18 protein-coding genes are annotated in these 14611 nt (G+C 68.5%); 13 read left to right on the top strand and 5 right to left on the bottom strand.

Features of this window, described 5'->3' with window-relative positions:
* Window positions 1-128: 128 nt before the first annotated feature.
* A complete protein-coding gene (locus tag ABZV40_RS38035; RefSeq protein WP_355453336.1) occupies window positions 129-566 on the bottom strand; it encodes a hypothetical protein in 438 nt (145 codons plus the stop codon).
* A 278-nt stretch (window positions 567-844) separates the two neighbouring features.
* On the opposite strand from ABZV40_RS38035, the gene trxA reads away from it, so the two are divergent.
* The 9 genes from trxA (at window position 845) to ABZV40_RS37990 (ending at window position 6508) form a co-directional block, all read left to right on the top strand.
* A complete protein-coding gene (trxA, locus tag ABZV40_RS38030; protein WP_355453333.1) occupies window positions 845-1210 on the top strand; it encodes a thioredoxin in 366 nt (121 codons plus the stop codon).
* A 33-nt stretch (window positions 1211-1243) separates the two neighbouring features.
* Window positions 1244-1633: a phage holin family protein gene (locus tag ABZV40_RS38025; protein ID WP_355453330.1), complete on the top strand. Its 390-nt coding sequence runs from the start codon at window positions 1244-1246 to the stop codon at window positions 1631-1633.
* On the top strand, window positions 1630-1917 hold the full coding sequence (locus ABZV40_RS38020) for a DUF3618 domain-containing protein (protein ID WP_355453327.1): 288 nt from the start codon (window positions 1630-1632) through the stop codon (window positions 1915-1917). Before ABZV40_RS38025 ends, ABZV40_RS38020 begins: the two co-directional genes overlap by 4 nt.
* Window positions 1914-2183, top strand: a complete 270-nt coding sequence (locus ABZV40_RS38015) for a DUF4235 domain-containing protein (RefSeq protein WP_355453324.1) — start codon at window positions 1914-1916, stop codon at window positions 2181-2183. Before ABZV40_RS38020 ends, ABZV40_RS38015 begins: the two co-directional genes overlap by 4 nt.
* Before the next feature lie 85 nt (window positions 2184-2268).
* On the top strand, window positions 2269-3132 hold the full coding sequence (locus ABZV40_RS38010) for a hypothetical protein (protein ID WP_355453322.1): 864 nt from the start codon (window positions 2269-2271) through the stop codon (window positions 3130-3132).
* Window positions 3133-3169: 37 nt separating this feature from the next.
* A complete protein-coding gene (locus tag ABZV40_RS38005) occupies window positions 3170-3688 on the top strand; it encodes a VOC family protein (protein ID WP_355453319.1) in 519 nt (172 codons plus the stop codon).
* Window positions 3689-3701: 13 nt separating this feature from the next.
* Window positions 3702-4790 carry an S-(hydroxymethyl)mycothiol dehydrogenase gene (locus tag ABZV40_RS38000; protein WP_355453316.1) on the top strand — a complete coding sequence of 363 codons (1089 nt, stop codon included), beginning with the start codon at window positions 3702-3704 and terminating at the stop codon, window positions 4788-4790.
* Window positions 4790-5389 carry an MBL fold metallo-hydrolase gene (locus ABZV40_RS37995; protein WP_355453313.1) on the top strand — a complete coding sequence of 200 codons (600 nt, stop codon included), beginning with the start codon at window positions 4790-4792 and terminating at the stop codon, window positions 5387-5389. Before ABZV40_RS38000 ends, ABZV40_RS37995 begins: the two co-directional genes overlap by 1 nt.
* Before the next feature lie 147 nt (window positions 5390-5536).
* Window positions 5537-6508, top strand: coding sequence for a ribosome-inactivating family protein (locus tag ABZV40_RS37990; RefSeq protein WP_355453310.1), 972 nt, complete (start codon window positions 5537-5539; stop codon window positions 6506-6508).
* A 12-nt stretch (window positions 6509-6520) separates the two neighbouring features.
* Here ABZV40_RS37990 and ABZV40_RS37985 read toward each other — a convergent pair whose 3' ends face one another.
* Window positions 6521-7279 (bottom strand): enoyl-CoA hydratase-related protein, encoded by a 759-nt coding sequence (locus ABZV40_RS37985; RefSeq protein WP_355453307.1) that lies wholly within the window; start codon window positions 7277-7279, stop codon window positions 6521-6523.
* A 103-nt stretch (window positions 7280-7382) separates the two neighbouring features.
* Between ABZV40_RS37985 and ABZV40_RS37980 the strand changes: the two genes are divergently transcribed.
* Window positions 7383-8351: a DUF2332 family protein gene (locus tag ABZV40_RS37980; protein ID WP_355453304.1), complete on the top strand. Its 969-nt coding sequence runs from the start codon at window positions 7383-7385 to the stop codon at window positions 8349-8351.
* On the opposite strand, the gene ABZV40_RS37975 is transcribed toward ABZV40_RS37980, so the two are convergent.
* Both ABZV40_RS37975 and ABZV40_RS37970 read right to left on the bottom strand, forming a co-directional pair.
* Window positions 8316-9290, bottom strand: a complete 975-nt coding sequence (locus ABZV40_RS37975; protein ID WP_355453301.1) for a serine hydrolase domain-containing protein — start codon at window positions 9288-9290, stop codon at window positions 8316-8318. The genes ABZV40_RS37980 and ABZV40_RS37975 overlap by 36 nt on opposite strands.
* A complete protein-coding gene (locus tag ABZV40_RS37970) occupies window positions 9287-10165 on the bottom strand; it encodes an alpha/beta hydrolase (protein WP_355453298.1) in 879 nt (292 codons plus the stop codon). Before ABZV40_RS37970 ends, ABZV40_RS37975 begins: the two co-directional genes overlap by 4 nt.
* Before the next feature lie 94 nt (window positions 10166-10259).
* Between ABZV40_RS37970 and ABZV40_RS37965 the strand changes: the two genes are divergently transcribed.
* Both ABZV40_RS37965 and ABZV40_RS37960 read left to right on the top strand, forming a co-directional pair.
* Window positions 10260-11255 carry a helix-turn-helix domain-containing protein gene (locus ABZV40_RS37965; RefSeq protein ID WP_355453295.1) on the top strand — a complete coding sequence of 332 codons (996 nt, stop codon included), beginning with the start codon at window positions 10260-10262 and terminating at the stop codon, window positions 11253-11255.
* Window positions 11256-11332: 77 nt separating this feature from the next.
* Complete coding sequence (locus tag ABZV40_RS37960) at window positions 11333-12700, top strand: glycosyl hydrolase family 28 protein (protein WP_355453292.1); 1368 nt, start codon at window positions 11333-11335, stop codon at window positions 12698-12700.
* 261 nt (window positions 12701-12961) lie between these two features.
* On the opposite strand, the gene ABZV40_RS37955 is transcribed toward ABZV40_RS37960, so the two are convergent.
* Window positions 12962-13690, bottom strand: coding sequence for an SDR family oxidoreductase (locus ABZV40_RS37955; RefSeq protein WP_355453289.1), 729 nt, complete (start codon window positions 13688-13690; stop codon window positions 12962-12964).
* A 69-nt stretch (window positions 13691-13759) separates the two neighbouring features.
* Here ABZV40_RS37955 and ABZV40_RS37950 point away from each other — a divergent pair, with 69 nt between their 5' ends.
* Window positions 13760-14515 (top strand): helix-turn-helix transcriptional regulator, encoded by a 756-nt coding sequence (locus ABZV40_RS37950; protein WP_355453286.1) that lies wholly within the window; start codon window positions 13760-13762, stop codon window positions 14513-14515.
* Window positions 14516-14611: the final 96 nt, after the last annotated feature.

Here is a 14611-nt window from a genome sequence, read left to right as displayed (position 1 = left end):
CGTGGATGAAGGCGCCCTTCATCCACCTGAGGTCGATGAAGGCGCCCTTCATCCACGGCACAACCTGGCGAACTGCCCCACTCGCACGGAGGAGGTGGCCCGGACCCGTCCGGGCCACCGGTCGAGCCTCAGCGGAAGTCGATCCAGTACACGTTGTCAGGATTGCCGGTGTCGCGCGGACGCGGAGCGGGAGGCACTTTCTCCTCACCGATCTGCTGTCCATTGCACTCACTGCCCGAATACAGCGCGGCCTTTATCGACCACTGCCGAAACGGCTTGCCCGAGATGCCCGGGGCGGTCCAGTTCCGGACGTAGGAGTTCCACATCACCAACCCGTCGCGGGCGCTCGCCGGCTGCCCGGTGTTGACACCGGACCGCCAGCGGAAGCACAGGCCGGCCCAGTCGGGGTTCTGCTGACCTTTGTACTGGTAGAACACCGACTGCCCGGCGGTCGGGGCGATGAACCCGACGTACTGGCGGTCGGGGTTGTTGTCGTTGACGGGGTCGTCGGCGTGAGCCGGGACGAGGCCCGTCAGGCCGAGCAGCACGGCGCAGGCACCGGTCACGGCAGCACGGGCCTTTCGCGGAGTTTGAGACACGGGGCTCCTGTCGCGAATTTGACTGGGGTCCAATTCATATCGCCAGGACCGGCAGTCCGAAAGGACTCGCACGCCAGAGATAAGGAACCGACAGGAAATTGTTTGCCCATTGCCGCTCAATTCCGCTTTCCGCATGTCAGACCGAGTCGCGAGCCCCGGCGGGGTGACCGGCGGCACGCCGGGGAATTCTGGAACGGCCGCGTCCGTTGAACGGGGTAGCCCCGGGAACAACGAGGAGGACCCCCATGGCGACGGTCGAGCTGACCACGGAGAACTTCGACGATGTGGTCGGTGGGTCCGGCATCGTTCTGGTCGACTTCTGGGCCGACTGGTGCGGCCCGTGCAAGGCGTTCGCGCCCACGTTCGAGGCCGCGTCGGAGAAGCACGAGGACCTCGTGTTCGGCAAGGTCGACACCGAGGCTCAGCAGGAGCTGGCGGCGACGTTCGGCATCCGCAGCATCCCGACGCTGATGATCGTCCGCGAGGGCGTCGTGCTGTTCGCGCAGCCCGGTGCGCTGCCGGCGAACGCGCTGGACAGCCTGATCCAGCAGGCCCGTGACGTGGACATGGAAGAGGTCCACGCCAAGGTGAAGGAAGCTCAGCAGGGCTGATTCACCGACCCCGGCTGTGGGTACCTGACGTGCATGAACACCGACACGTCGACCGCACAGCTGGTGAATCAGCTGTCCGAGCAGGTGAGCAGGCTCGCGCGCGATGAGATCCGTCTCGCGGTCGCCGAGCTGAAGGACAAGGGCAAGCACGCCGGTGTCGGCGCCGGGATGTTCGGCGCGGCCGGCGTGTTCGCGTGGTGGGGCGGGCTCAGCGTCGTCGCGGGCATCATCCTCGCCCTCAGCCTCGTACTACCGCCGTGGGCGGCCGCACTGATCGTCGCGGCCGCCCTTTTGCTCGTCGCCGGTGTGATGGCGCTCGCGGGACGCGCGCAGGTCCGGCGTGCCGCGCCTCCGGTGCCGCGGCAGGCGATGGACAACGTGCAGCAGGACATCGCGACGATCAAGGAGCGTGCGCACCGATGAGCGACCCCAGGGACGAGCTCCAGAAGGACGTCGAACGCACCCGCCGTGAGCTGGGCGAGACCGTGGAAGCGTTGGCGCACAAGGTCGACGTGCCCGGTCGCGTGAAGGAGCAGGCGCGCGAGACCAAGGTCAGGATGACCAGGGCCACCAGCGAGGCGATCGAGGCGCTGCCCGACCCGGTGGCGGAGCAGGTGGAGAAGGCGCGCCGGCATCCGGCGGCGATCGCGGCGGTGCTCATCACGCTGGTCCTCTTGATCTGGAAACTTTCCAGGAGGAATGGATGAAGTTGCTTTACCGCCCACTGGGAATGCTGCTCGGCGCGTTGGGTGGGTTCCTCGCCACCATGATCTTCGGTCAAGTGTGGAAGGCCGTGGCGGGTGACGAAGAAGCACCGAGCGCGACGATGCGGAACCGCACCTGGCGCGAGGTGCTGCTGGCAGCGGCCTTGCAGGGAGCCATCTTCGGGCTGGTCAAAGCCGTGATCGACCGCGGTGGCGCCAAGGGTTTTCAGAAGCTGACGGGCAAATGGCCCGGTGACGAAGAGGATTGAGCGGGCAGCCCAATCGAGACGCTCTGGTGCACACCAAACGATCCGCAACTTAATCTGGGTCCGGTCGCCTGCGAAAGGGCCAGTGATGACTCGTCAGTTGCGGATTCGTGCGCTGTCGTCGAGGTTCGAGCCGTTGTCCGCGGCCGGGGAGGACCCGGCCCGTTCCCGGCTGGGCGTCGTGCGGTTCGCCGGCACGTCGTTCAACCCGGTGCTGCGGGACGGGCATCCGGAACTGACCGTGCACCTGGCCGAGGACGAGCGGCGCGGTTTCGCCGAGGTCTGGACGAGCTCGCGCGGCGTCGAGTCCGGTGAGCACAAGGCGATCACCTACGCCCACGACGGCGAGTACCTGTTCTGCGCCGGGCGGATTCCCCCGACCGACGAGCACACCTACGCGGGCAGGCTGGCGTTCCGCGCGGCCCTGGAACTGGCCGGGAAGCTCGGCTACCACCACGTCTTCCGGATGTGGAACTACCTGCAGGACCTCAACCCGCGCAACTACCGCGAGTTCCTGCTGGGCCAGGCCGAGGCGTTCGCGAAACGCCCGGTCACGTGGAGCGGCCTGCCCGCGGCGACGGTGGTCGGCTCGCTCGGCGGCGGGATCGCGTTCCACTTCCTGGCCTGCCGCACCGGCACGCCGGTCACGCTGATCTCCCCCAGCGGCGCGCGGGGCGTCTACGTGCACGGCAGGCTGTTCTTCACGGCGCCGTCGCTGGACGACGCCGAGGAGCTGATGAGCGCGGCCAACCTCGCGAACTGGGGCATCCACGACGGTTTCGACCTGCACGACATCACGACGCTGAAGGCCTATGCCCGGCAACCGGGTGAACTCTCGCTGGCGCGGTTCGACTGCGAGACCCGGCTGGACCGCGAGACGAACGTGGCATTTCTGCAGGCCACGCTGCTGCCGGAAGAACGCGACATCGAGTTCGAAGGCGTCGCGGGCTGACCTGCGTACGTTTGAATTCTCAACTATTCTCTGCGACATGCCACAGCCAGAGGGTGCCGAGCTCGACGCGATCCGCGCCAAACGCGATGAGCTGCGCAAGAAATACGTGAAGCCGCTCGACGAGCGCGGCGGCTCGCCCACCAGCGGCGTCCACCACATCGCGTTGATCTGCAAGGACGTCGAGGAAACGATCCGGTTCTACCAGGAGTTCCTCGGCTTCCCGCTGGTGGAGCTCGTCGAGAACCGCGACTACCGCGGCTCCAGCCACTTCTTCTTCGATCTCGGCAACAAGAACCTGCTGGGATTCTTCGACTTCCCGGGCCACGACCACCCGGCGTTCACGGAGACGATCGGCGCCGTCCAGCACCTCGCGCTGTCCACCTCGCCCGAGCGCTTCGACGAGATCAAGGCCAAGCTGGACGACGCCGGGATCGAGTACCTGGGCCCCGACCGCGGCGTCGAAGACAGCCTGTACATCCGCGACCCCAACGGTGTAGGGATTGAGTTCTACCGGGAGGTTCTCGGCGAGTTCGAGGGCACGACTTTGATCAGGTGAGAACGGAGTCGCAGTGGCGCAAGAGGTCAAGGGCATCGTCGCCCGTGGCAAAGGTCTTCCCGTCGAACTGACCTCGGTACTGGTGCCCGATCCCGGCCCCGGCGAGGCCGTGGTCCGCGTGCAGGCGTGCGGTGTCTGCCACACCGACCTGCACTACCGCGAGGGCGGCATCAACGACGACTTCCCGTTCCTGCTGGGCCACGAGGCCGCGGGTGTCGTGGAGTCCGTGGGCTCCGGCGTGACGGACCTGGAGCCCGGCGACTTCGTCGTGCTGAACTGGCGCGCCGTCTGCGGCACCTGCCGGGCCTGCCGCCGCGGCAAGCCCTGGTACTGCTTCTCGACGTTCAACGCCTCGCAGCCCATGACGCTGGCCGACGGAACCCCGTTGTCCCCGGCGCTGGGCATCGGCGCGTTCGCCGAGAAGACGTTGGTCCACTCAGGACAGTGCACGAAGGTCGACCCGTCCGCCCGCGCGGCGGCCGTCGGCCTGCTGGGCTGCGGTGTCATGGCAGGCGTCGGTGCCGCGATGAACACCGGCGGCGTGACGCGCGGCGACTCGGTGGCCGTGATCGGCTGCGGCGGCGTGGGTGACGGCGCCATCGCGGGCGCCCGCCTCGCCGGTGCCGCGAAGATCATCGCGGTGGACACCGACCCGCGAAAGCTGGAGTGGGCCAAGGGTTTCGGTGCCACGCACACCATCAACGCCCGTGAAGTGCCCGACGTCGTGGAGGCCGTCCAGGAGCTGACCGACTCGTTCGGCGCGGACGTCGTGATCGACGCGGTCGGCCGACCGGAGACGTGGAAGCAGGCCTTCTACGCCCGCGACCTGGCCGGAACCGTTGTCCTCGTCGGTGTTCCGACGCCGGACATGAAGCTCGAGATGCCGTTGATCGACTTCTTCTCGCGCGGCGGCGCGCTGAAGTCCTCCTGGTACGGCGACTGCCTGCCGTCCCGCGACTTCCCGATGCTCGTCGACCTGTACCAGCAGGGCCGCTTCGACCTCGACGCGTTCGTGACCGAGGAGATCCCGCTGGACGGCGTGGAAGCCGCCTTCGAGAAGATGCACCACGGCGACGTGCTGCGATCGGTCGTGGTCTTCTGATGAGCCTGCGTGTCGACCACACCGTCACGTCCGGCACGTTCTCGCTGGACGGCGAGACCTTCGACGTCGACAACAACGTGTGGGTGATCGGTGACTCTTCGGAGTGCGTCGTCATCGACGCGCCGCACGACGTGGACGCGATCCTCAAGGTCGTCGACGGCCGCAAAGTCGTGGCGATCCTGCTGACCCACGCCCACGACGACCACGTCCGCGTCGCACCGGACCTGGCCCACGCGACGGGCGCGCCGATGGCGTTGCACCAGGCCGATCACGTGGTGTGGTCGTTGACGCACACGGGCGTGATTCCGCATCTGGCGTTGCAGGACGGCCAGATTCTCACCGTGGCCGGCGAGGAGATCCACGTGCTGCACACGCCAGGGCATTCGCCTGGCGCGGTGTGCTTCTACGTGCCGTCGCTGGGCGCGGTGTTCACCGGCGACACGTTGTTCCAGGGCGGGCCGGGCGCGACCGGGCGGTCGTTCTCGGACCGGCCGACGATCGAGCGGTCGATCAGGGAGAAGCTGTTCGAACTGCCCGGTGACACCGTCGTCCACACCGGACACGGCCCGGACACCACGATCGACGCCGAACGCTTCTAGGCAGGCCAGGGCGGTACCCATTTATCGGTGCCGCCCTACCCACTCAATTCCTCCCCCATTGTTCCGGTGTTCCGCCGGGCGGCACATTCGGTGCGCGCCGCAAGCACGTTCACCGCGGCGAAACCCGAGCAATGGGAGGGTAAAGGAATGTCCAAAACGGACACCCCCTGGCCGAAGCGGGCGGTTGCCCGTCGCCGCAAGTTCACGCTGGCCTCGGCCGCGTTCGCGCTCGTCACCTCGACGCTGGCAGGCCTGCTGGGCGCGGCGCCGAGCGCGAACGCCGAGGACAACAACCCCACGTTCTACCTCGACGGCGGCAACGGCGCGCAAAACTACATCAACTTCATCAACGACATCCGCAGCCGGGTCAGCGACAACAACGGCAGCCAGGTTCCCGGCGCCGGTTGGTCCTACCAGGTCAACCACACGGTCAACGTCTCCACCAGGGACAGCAACGACTTCATCCGGGTCGACGTCCACGCGATGGGCAGCCCGGAGTACGTGCGCATCCAGTTGCGCCGCTCGGACCTGTACATGGTCGGCTGGTGGGGACGCGACGGCGTCTACCGCTACATCGGCACCCAGACCCGAGACGGACAGGACCAGAACCAGGACTCGGGACCGTCCAGCCGCTACGGCGACGGCGGTCCGAACGACCACATCCACTACCCGACCGGGTTCACCGACAACTACAACAGCATCGAGGCAGCCGCGCAACAGGGCCGCGCCGGCCTCGCGATCAATCCCTGGACGGTCAACGGCGCGGTCCACTACCTGCTGGAAGCAGGCGACAGGCAGCGCATGGCCCAGGGTGTCCTCATGATGACCCAGTGGATCTCGGAAGCCGCCCGGTTCCGGCCGCTGCGCGACGAGATCGCCCTGGTCATGAACGACAACGGGAACTACTTCCGCATCCCGCAGGAGTACGCCGACCAGGAGAACAACTGGGGCAACCTGAGCAACCACTTCAACAACCTGCTGCGCCAGCCGCAGGGCGCCCGTGACCCCCAGCCGCTGGAGGGATGGGGACGCATCGCCAACGGTCGTCCACTGCGTTACACCCTGACGACCGCCGTCGCCTACGCGCAGTACGTGCTGTCCACCTCGAACCAGCGCTGACCGAGGACCCCTCTAGAACCGCGGGGGCCGCTTCTCCAGGAACGCCGACACGCCCTCCTCGTAGTCGGCACTGGACGCGGCCTCCGCGTACAGCGCTCGCACGAAGTCGTCCTCGTGCCCGCCGTCGGTGATCGAGTTGATGATCTTCTTCGCGCCCCTCACCGACACCTGCGCCCGTCCCGCGATCTGCTCGGACAGCTCCTTCACGCGGGCCTCGACCGACTCCACGACCTCGTTGACCAGACCGATCCGCAGCGCCGTGGCCGAGTCGATCAGATCCGCCGAGAACAGGATCTGCTTCGCCCACGCCGGGCCGACCACGTCGACGAGCTGCTTGGTGGACGTGAAGCTGTAGACGATGCCGAGCTTCGCGGGCGTGATGCCGAATCGCGCATCCGAAGACGCCACCCGGATGTCGCAGGCGAGGGCGATCTCGCACCCACCGCCGACGCAGAAACCGGAAATCGCGGCAATGGTCGGCTTGTCCAACTGAGCAATGGCGCGTTCGCCGTTGTGCACCGCCTCGCCGTAGTGCGCGGCGCCCGCGGCACCCCGGCGCAGGGTCGAGAACTCGGCGATGTCGGCACCGGCCGAGAAGTGCCCCCCACCGCGGATCACCAGCACCCGGATGCTCTCATCAGCGGAAACGCGCGCCATCAACCCAGGCAGCGCGGACCACATGTCGTAGCTCATGGCGTTGCGCTTGGCCGGGCGGTTGATCGTCAACGTGGCGACCGGACCGGCCGCGGACAGCTCCAGGAACTCGCTCACGTGCCGCACGATACCCATCGGGCTCTGGCACCACGCCCGGTCTCATATGGGAAGAATGCGTTCTCGCCCTTGTAAAGTCCCTTGCCGAAGAAGGGAGGGGTGCGTGACCGCGGCAGGCATCGGCGCCTCCACACTGCGGACGTTCGCGGTGAGGTTGCGCACCAGCGCGCCGGTTTCCGCGCGCATCCTCTCGGAACTCGCGAGTGAGCTCGACCGCGGCGGCCCGGTGGCCGACCTGCTCTGCTCGCACAGCGCCGTGCACAGCCCGTTGTTCGGCATCCAGGCGCTCGCGGGCGTGCGGTTGCTGATGCTGTCGGGCAAGGCGCCGGAGCTGAGCCAGCGGTTCGCCAGCGCGCACGCCGCCGCGATGGCCGGCGAGTCGGACTCCACCGCGCTGCTGGCCTGGCTCGCGGCACGGCGCGCGATCGTCGAGAACGCGGGCGAGATCCTGGCCGCGCTCGACCGCACGGTCCAGCAGCACCAGCCGAAGACCGCCGGGTTCCTCCTCCGCGGCCTCACCATGATCGGCGCGCCCAAGGTCCGGCTGCTGGAGCTGGGTGCCTGCGCGGGGCTGAACCTGATCCTGGACCGCTACCGCTGGTTCGGTCTCGGCTGGGAGTGGGGCGAGAAGGACTCGCCGGTGCGCCTGGCCGCCTCCGGGCCGCGGCCACCCGAGCTGGAGATCGTCGACCGCGCCGGGTGCGACCTGCAGCCGCGGGACCCGCGCGACCCCAAGCACGCGATGATCCTGCACTCGTTCATCCCGCCGGAGCACGACTCGTTGCGGTGGGACCTCGACGACGCGATCGAGCTGGCCGCCAAGGTCGGCGTGAAGGTGGCGCGGTCGCCGGCGGGGCGGTGGTTGCGGGAGAACCTCGTCCCGCCCGACGAGCGCGGCACGTACACGGTGATCTGGCACAGCTCGTTCTGGTCGTACCTGACCGAGGACGAGCGCAACGAGATCGAGACGACGCTGACGGCCGCGGCGGGGTCGATGCCGCTCGCCCGCGTCGCCTACGAGTCGACCGACTTCCGCTCAAACCCCCGGCTGACGGTCACGATCTACAGCTGACCGCTGGAACGCCTCCAGCGCCTCGTCGATCGCGGAACTGTTCCACCGCTGGAGGTTGACGGCCAGCGACACCTGCCGTTCGCCGTCCTCGCTGTGGAACGACCACGTGCCGGCACCCCACACCGAGCCGTCGTGGCCCCAGAAGTCGCCCTTCCGGTGCAAACCGAGCCCGTAGTCGACGGTCGAGCCGTCGAACGCGATTACCGGACCGGTCTGTTGCATGAGCGCCAACGACTCCCGCGACACGATCTTGCCGTCGAGCAGTGCCGCGAAGAACACGTTGAGGTCCTCCACCGTCGAGATCAACGACGCGGACACGCCGACCCACGACATGTCGTAGACACTGTAGTCACGTGGTGGATCCAGCAGGCCGAACAGCGCCTCGTACATCGGCGGGTGCGGCCCCTCGATGCGCGTGCCGGTCGGGAACGTCGTGTTGCACAGCCCGGCGCGTTCGATGACGTTGCGCGTGATCCACCGTTCGGCCGTCAGGCCGGTGACCTCCTCGATCAGCCGGCCCAGCAGCAGATAGCCGGTGTTGGAGTAGGTCCCGGGCGGGACGGGCGGCGCGTCGACACCCAGCTCGATCAGCTCCCGCGGATGGAAGTGCCGGAACTGGTTGTCCTCCAGGCTTTTCGGCGAGCCCTCCAGCAGCGACGGGAAGGCGAGGAACCGGTAGTCGGCCAGGCCGCTGGTCATGTTCAGCAGCATCCGGACCGTGGCGTCCCCGTGCACCGGCGTGTCCAGCTCGATCTGGCCGCGTTCCACCAGGAGCATGATCGCGGCCGCGGTGAACGTCTTGGTGACGCTGCCGATGCGGTGCCGCACGTCCGGTGTGACGTCACCGAAAGCGCCGCGCCACACGGTGCCGTTGTCGCGCACCTCGGCCCACACACCGGGCACGCCGGCGCGGTGGACGGCCTCCAGTTCGGCCTTCATGCCAGTGCCCTCCTCAGGACGTCGCCGATCTCGGCGAACTGGCGCTGGGAAACGTCCGCGGACAGCAGGGCCTGCGAACCGTGGAACGTGCCGGGCCACTGGTGCAGCTCGACCTGGACGTCGGACTGCATGAGCCGCACCGCGTACGCGATGTTCTCGTCGCGGTTCGGGCAGAACTCGGCCGACGCGATGTAGGCGGGCGGGAGGTCCGAGAGGTCCTCGGCGCGTGCCGGTGCCGCGTACGGCGTGGCGGGCTGCCCGCTCAGGTAGTGCTGCCACGCCTGCCCCGCCTTGGCGCGGTTGTACCAGGGCGTTTCGGTGAAGTGCCGGGCCGACCAGCTGGTCAGCCGGTCGTCGAGCCCAGGCTGGTGCAGCAGCTGGAACCGGATCGGCGGCCCCTGCTCGTCCCGCGCTTTCAGCGCGAGCGCCGCCGCCAGCCCGCCGCCCGCGCTGTGCCCGGCGACCGCGATCAGGTCGGGTTGCGGGGCGGTTTCGTGTGCCCACCGCAGCACCGTCCACGCGTCGTCCAGGGCGGCGGGGAACGGGTGCTCGGGGGCCAGCCGGTACCCCACCGAGATCACCGTCGCCTGCGACCGTGCGGCGACCCGCGACGCCCACGGGTGTTCGGTCTCCACGTCACCCATGCACCAGCCTCCGCCGTGCATCCAGATGACCGTGCCGTGCGCCTCGTACGGCCGGTAGATCCGCACAGGCACATCGGGGTCACCGGGCACCAGGCGGTCCTCGACCTCCATGCCGTCCGTCTGCGCCGGGATGCCGGCCGCGAGCGCGGCGAGGATCTGGCGTTCCTTCGCCACGTCGATCAGCTCGGCCTTCGGGAAGAACGGGACGAACGCTTCCAACTCGGGATCCATGCCGTCCATCCTCACGGGCATCGCGGCGCTCTTCAGCCGACGCTCGTCGCGCAATCGGGCCCGTCCGCGCGCCATCCGTCGCTATCGTCGGGGCATGGAGGCGTTGGCGACCCGGCTGTCGAACCTCGACTCGCACGTCGAGGGCGCGATCCGCGTCGTGATGTTCTACGACACCCTGATGCGCCGCCGCGTCGATCTCCCCGCACTGGCGCGGGCTACGGCGGGGCTGGCGGAGTGCGTCGCCGGGATCCGCCTGCACAGCACCGGCAAGGTGGTCCGCATGTCGCCCGCCGGTACCGAAGCCGCTGCGGCGCAACCGACGTCGTCGCGCAGCCCGATCACGCTCGACGACGAGGAGATCGGCGAGGTGTGGCTGGAGCGCCCGGCCGCCTGGCCGCTCGACGAGGTGGTGCTGGACCGCCTCGCGCTCGCCGTCGCGGCGGTGGTCGAGCGATATGGCCCGGCCCGCACCACGATGGCGGATCCCGCGCTGGTGGAGCTGGTGATCAGCGCCGACGGCGACGAGGCGGGGCGGGCGCGGGCGTTGCGGCTGCTGGGGTTCGCGGCAGACCGGCCGGTGCTGGTCGCGGCGGTCTGCTCGGAGCTGGCGCTGGACCGGGTGGCGGCGGCGGTGTGCCCCGCGCACTTGGTGAAGGCAGCACCGATGAACAACACGGGTGTTCTGCTGGCAACCAGCCTCGGTGACTTCCCTCCCGGTGTCCGCGCGGGCGTCGGCGCCGATCCTCACCCAGCCCGCGCCTGGTCCGAGGCCCGGACCGCGCTGCGCTTCACCACCACCCGCACCCCCGTCGTCCACCACGCGGACCTGGGCGCCCTGGCCCTGCTCGCCCACGTCCCGATCGACACCCTGCGCGCCAACGCCGACGTCGCCGCCATCGCCGCACTCTCGGCCGATGACCTCGAAACGTTGGACGCCTACTGCACCACCGGCTCACTCCGCCGCGCCGCCGACCTCCTCCACCTGCACCACAGCAGCGTGTCCCGCCGCCTCGACCAGATCGGCCGCGTCCTGGACGTCTCGGACATCGGACGTGTCCGCTTGGCCCTCGCCGCCTTCCGGCTGTTGTGACGCGTGCCGCAAACGTTTACAGTCTTTTCTGAAACGCCGCCGCCCAACGTTGCCTTCACTGTGGAAGAGGACGTCGAATGGACGGCAGGATCAACCGCCGACTGCTGATGAAAGCAACCGTCGTGGCCACCATCGCCACACCGGTCCTGACCAGGACCGCCCTCGCGGCCGCCGCGGTGCCCGAACTGCCCTGGCCGGCCGCCAACGAGATCGTGCGGAACACGAAGCTCCCGTCGTTCCCCGACAAGAACTTCGACGCGACCGCGTACGGCGCCAAGGGCGACAACAAGACCGACAACACCGAGGCGTTCAAGAAGGCCATCGCCGCCTGCAACGCGGCCGGCGGTGGCCACGTGATCGTTCCGAGCGGCACCTACGTCACGGGCGCGATCCACCTGCTCAGCAACGTCGACTTCCACCTCGAGGACGGCGCGCTCGTCAAGTTCTCCGGTGACGCCTCGAAGTTCCCGACCGTGCTGACGCGGTACGAGGGCATCGAGTGCATGAACCGCTCCCCCATGGTCTACGCCTACAAGCAGACCAACATCGCACTGACCGGCAAGGGCACGCTCGACGCGGGCGCCACCGGCAGCTGGAACAAGGGCAGCGACCGCGCGTACCTGGAGTCGTTGGTGGCCAAGGGAACCCCGCCGGAGAAGCGCGTGGTTCCCGGTTCCGGCAAGAACATGCGGTCGACGTTCGTCGAGCCGTACGACTGCGACACCGTGCTGATCCAGGGCGTCACCCTGAAGAACCCGAAGTTCTGGCAGATCCACCCGACGCTCTGCAAGAACGTCACGGTCGACGACGTGCACACCGACCCGTCGACGGCCTCCAGCAACACCGACGCGTGCGACCCGGAGTCGTGCGACCACGTCGTGATCTCCAACAGCGACCTGGGCGCGCACGACGACAACGTGGCCATCAAGTCCGGCCGCGACGAGGACGGACGGCGGATCAACGTGCCGTGCCAGAACATCGTCGTCGTCAACTGCCGCATGAACGGCAACTGGGGCGCCATCACGTGCGGCTCCGAGCAGACCGGCGGCATCCGCAACGTCTACGGCTACAAGCTGAACTGCGTCGGTGCCACCAAGTTCGCCCTGTACGTCAAGTCGAACACCAAGCGCGGCGGCTTCTCGCAGAACATCAACCTGGACAGCGTGTCCGGCGTGTTCGAGCGCTCGTTCGTCTACGTCACCACGACCTACAACTCGCAGACGGGCAGCTACGTGCCGAAGTTCGGGCCGTTCTCCCTCTCGAACTGCAGCAGCACCAAGGCGTCCAAGGTGCTCGACGTGTCCGGGCTCTCGCAGGAGCACGTGAAGGGGCTGGAGCTGAAGGACTCCAAGTTCACCGTCAGCTCCACCACCAACACCGTCAAGAACGTCGACGGCCTGAAGTTCACCAACGTCACGGCGAACGGCAAGCCGATGAACGGCTAGCGCCGTGACGGTGGATGAAGGGCTCCTTGCTCCACCTGGTGTGGATGAAGGGCGCCTTCATCCACGTCACCACGCGCCCGGCGAGGCCTGATCGCACGGTGCGCGGCAGCGCGGCAGATCCGGTACGCCCGGCGAGAGCGGCGAACCCGACGGCATGAACGCGTCGCCGCTCAAGTTCCTGGCCTTGCTCATACTGGACCCGGTGCCGCGAGGCGCCCTGCTGGACGCCGGAAGACGCGGCGAAGGTTGCCGGTGACGGCACTACCCTTGAGCGGCCGGCCGCACGACGACCTCGTTCACGTCGACGTCGGCCGGCTGCTCGATCGCGAACGCCACCGCACGGGCGATCGCGTCCGGGGAGATCGCGATCTCGTCCCGCATCGCCGAGATGCGCGCCCGCACGTCGGGATTGCTCGACGCCTCCGCGAAGTCCGTGTGCACGAACCCCGGGAACACCGTGGTCACCCGGAAAACGCCGTTCGACTCCTGACGCAGACCCTCGCAGATCGCGCGGACGGCGACCTTGGTGCCCGCGTAGACCGCCATGGTCGGCACGACGGTGAAAGCCGCCGTGGAGGCGGTGGTGACGAAGTGCCCGGCCTGCTGCTCGCAGAACACCGGCAGCGCGGCCGCGATGCCGTGCAGCACGCCCTTGATGTTGACGTCGACCATCTCGTTCCACTCGTCGACACGCAGGTCGTCGAGCGGCGAGATCGGTCCCGCTCCGGCGTTGGACACGAGCACGTCGAGCCTGCCGAACCGCTCCCGGGCCAGCGCGACCAGGGCGCGCAGGTCCTCTGGCCGCGTCACGTCGGTACGGGTGTGCACGGCGTCGCCGCCGATCTCCTCCACGAGGTTCGCGAGACGGTCCTCCCGGCGTGCCCCGAGCACGAGCCGGGCCCCCTGCTTCGCGAGCAACCGTGCGGTCGCCTCCCCGATCCCGCTGCTCGCACCGGTGATCGCCACGACCTTGCCGTTGATTCCTGACATGGCACCAAGCCTGCGGCGAGCTCAACCTGGTATCCAGAGCCGCCTTATGCTGGAACCGGAGGTACCAGCATGAGCGAACTGGGCGCGTTCCTGCGCAGCCGCCGGGAGCGGCTCGCGCCGGCCGAGGCAGGCCTGCCGCACACCGGCCGGCGCCGCACGCCGGGACTGCGGCGGGAGGAGCTCGCGGTGCTCGCGGGGATCAGCGCCACCTGGTACACGTACCTCGAACAGGGCAGGGACGTGCAGGCGTCCGACCAGGTGCTCGGGGCCATCGCGGCCGCGCTGCGGCTCGACCGGTCCGAAAAGGACCACCTGTTCCGGCTGGCGGGGCGGGCACCGGCGGACGAGGTCGAGGAGGCCCTGCCGGCCGAGGCAGCCGCGGTTCCGGCGCTGCTGCAACCGAACCCGGCGTACATCGTCAACGCCACCTACGACGTGGTGGCCCACAACGAGGCGGCGGCAGAGCTCTTCCCGGTGCTCGAAGGAGAAAAGCCGAACTTCGCGCGCTGGGTGTTCACCGATCCCCAGGCGCGGCACGTCGTGATCGACTGGGAACCGGAGGCGCGCGGCCTGCTCGCCCGGCTGCGCGCGCTCGCGGCCCGGTACCCCGCGCGGTTCGCCGGGCTGATCGACGAGCTGCACGAGGCCAGCCCGCAGGTGCGCACCTGGTGGCCCCGGCACGACGTGCAGGCTCAGCACAGCGGCCGGAAACGCTTGCGGCACAGGCGACTCGGCGCGGTGGACTACGCGTACACGGCGTTCCACCTCGCCGACCAGCCCGACCACACGCTGGTGATCTACGCCGATCCACACCCATTCGAGTGAACGATGAAGGGCTCATTCATCCACCTCAGGTGGATCTGGTGTTTTAACCAGGAGGCGCCTGGGCTTTGACATGGGCACGGCCACCGCTTGATCATC

This window comes from Lentzea sp. NPDC004782, from assembly GCF_040609115.1.
Lineage (GTDB): Bacteria > Actinomycetota > Actinomycetes > Mycobacteriales > Pseudonocardiaceae > Lentzea.
This window is presented reverse-complemented; position numbering and strand designations above follow the sequence as displayed.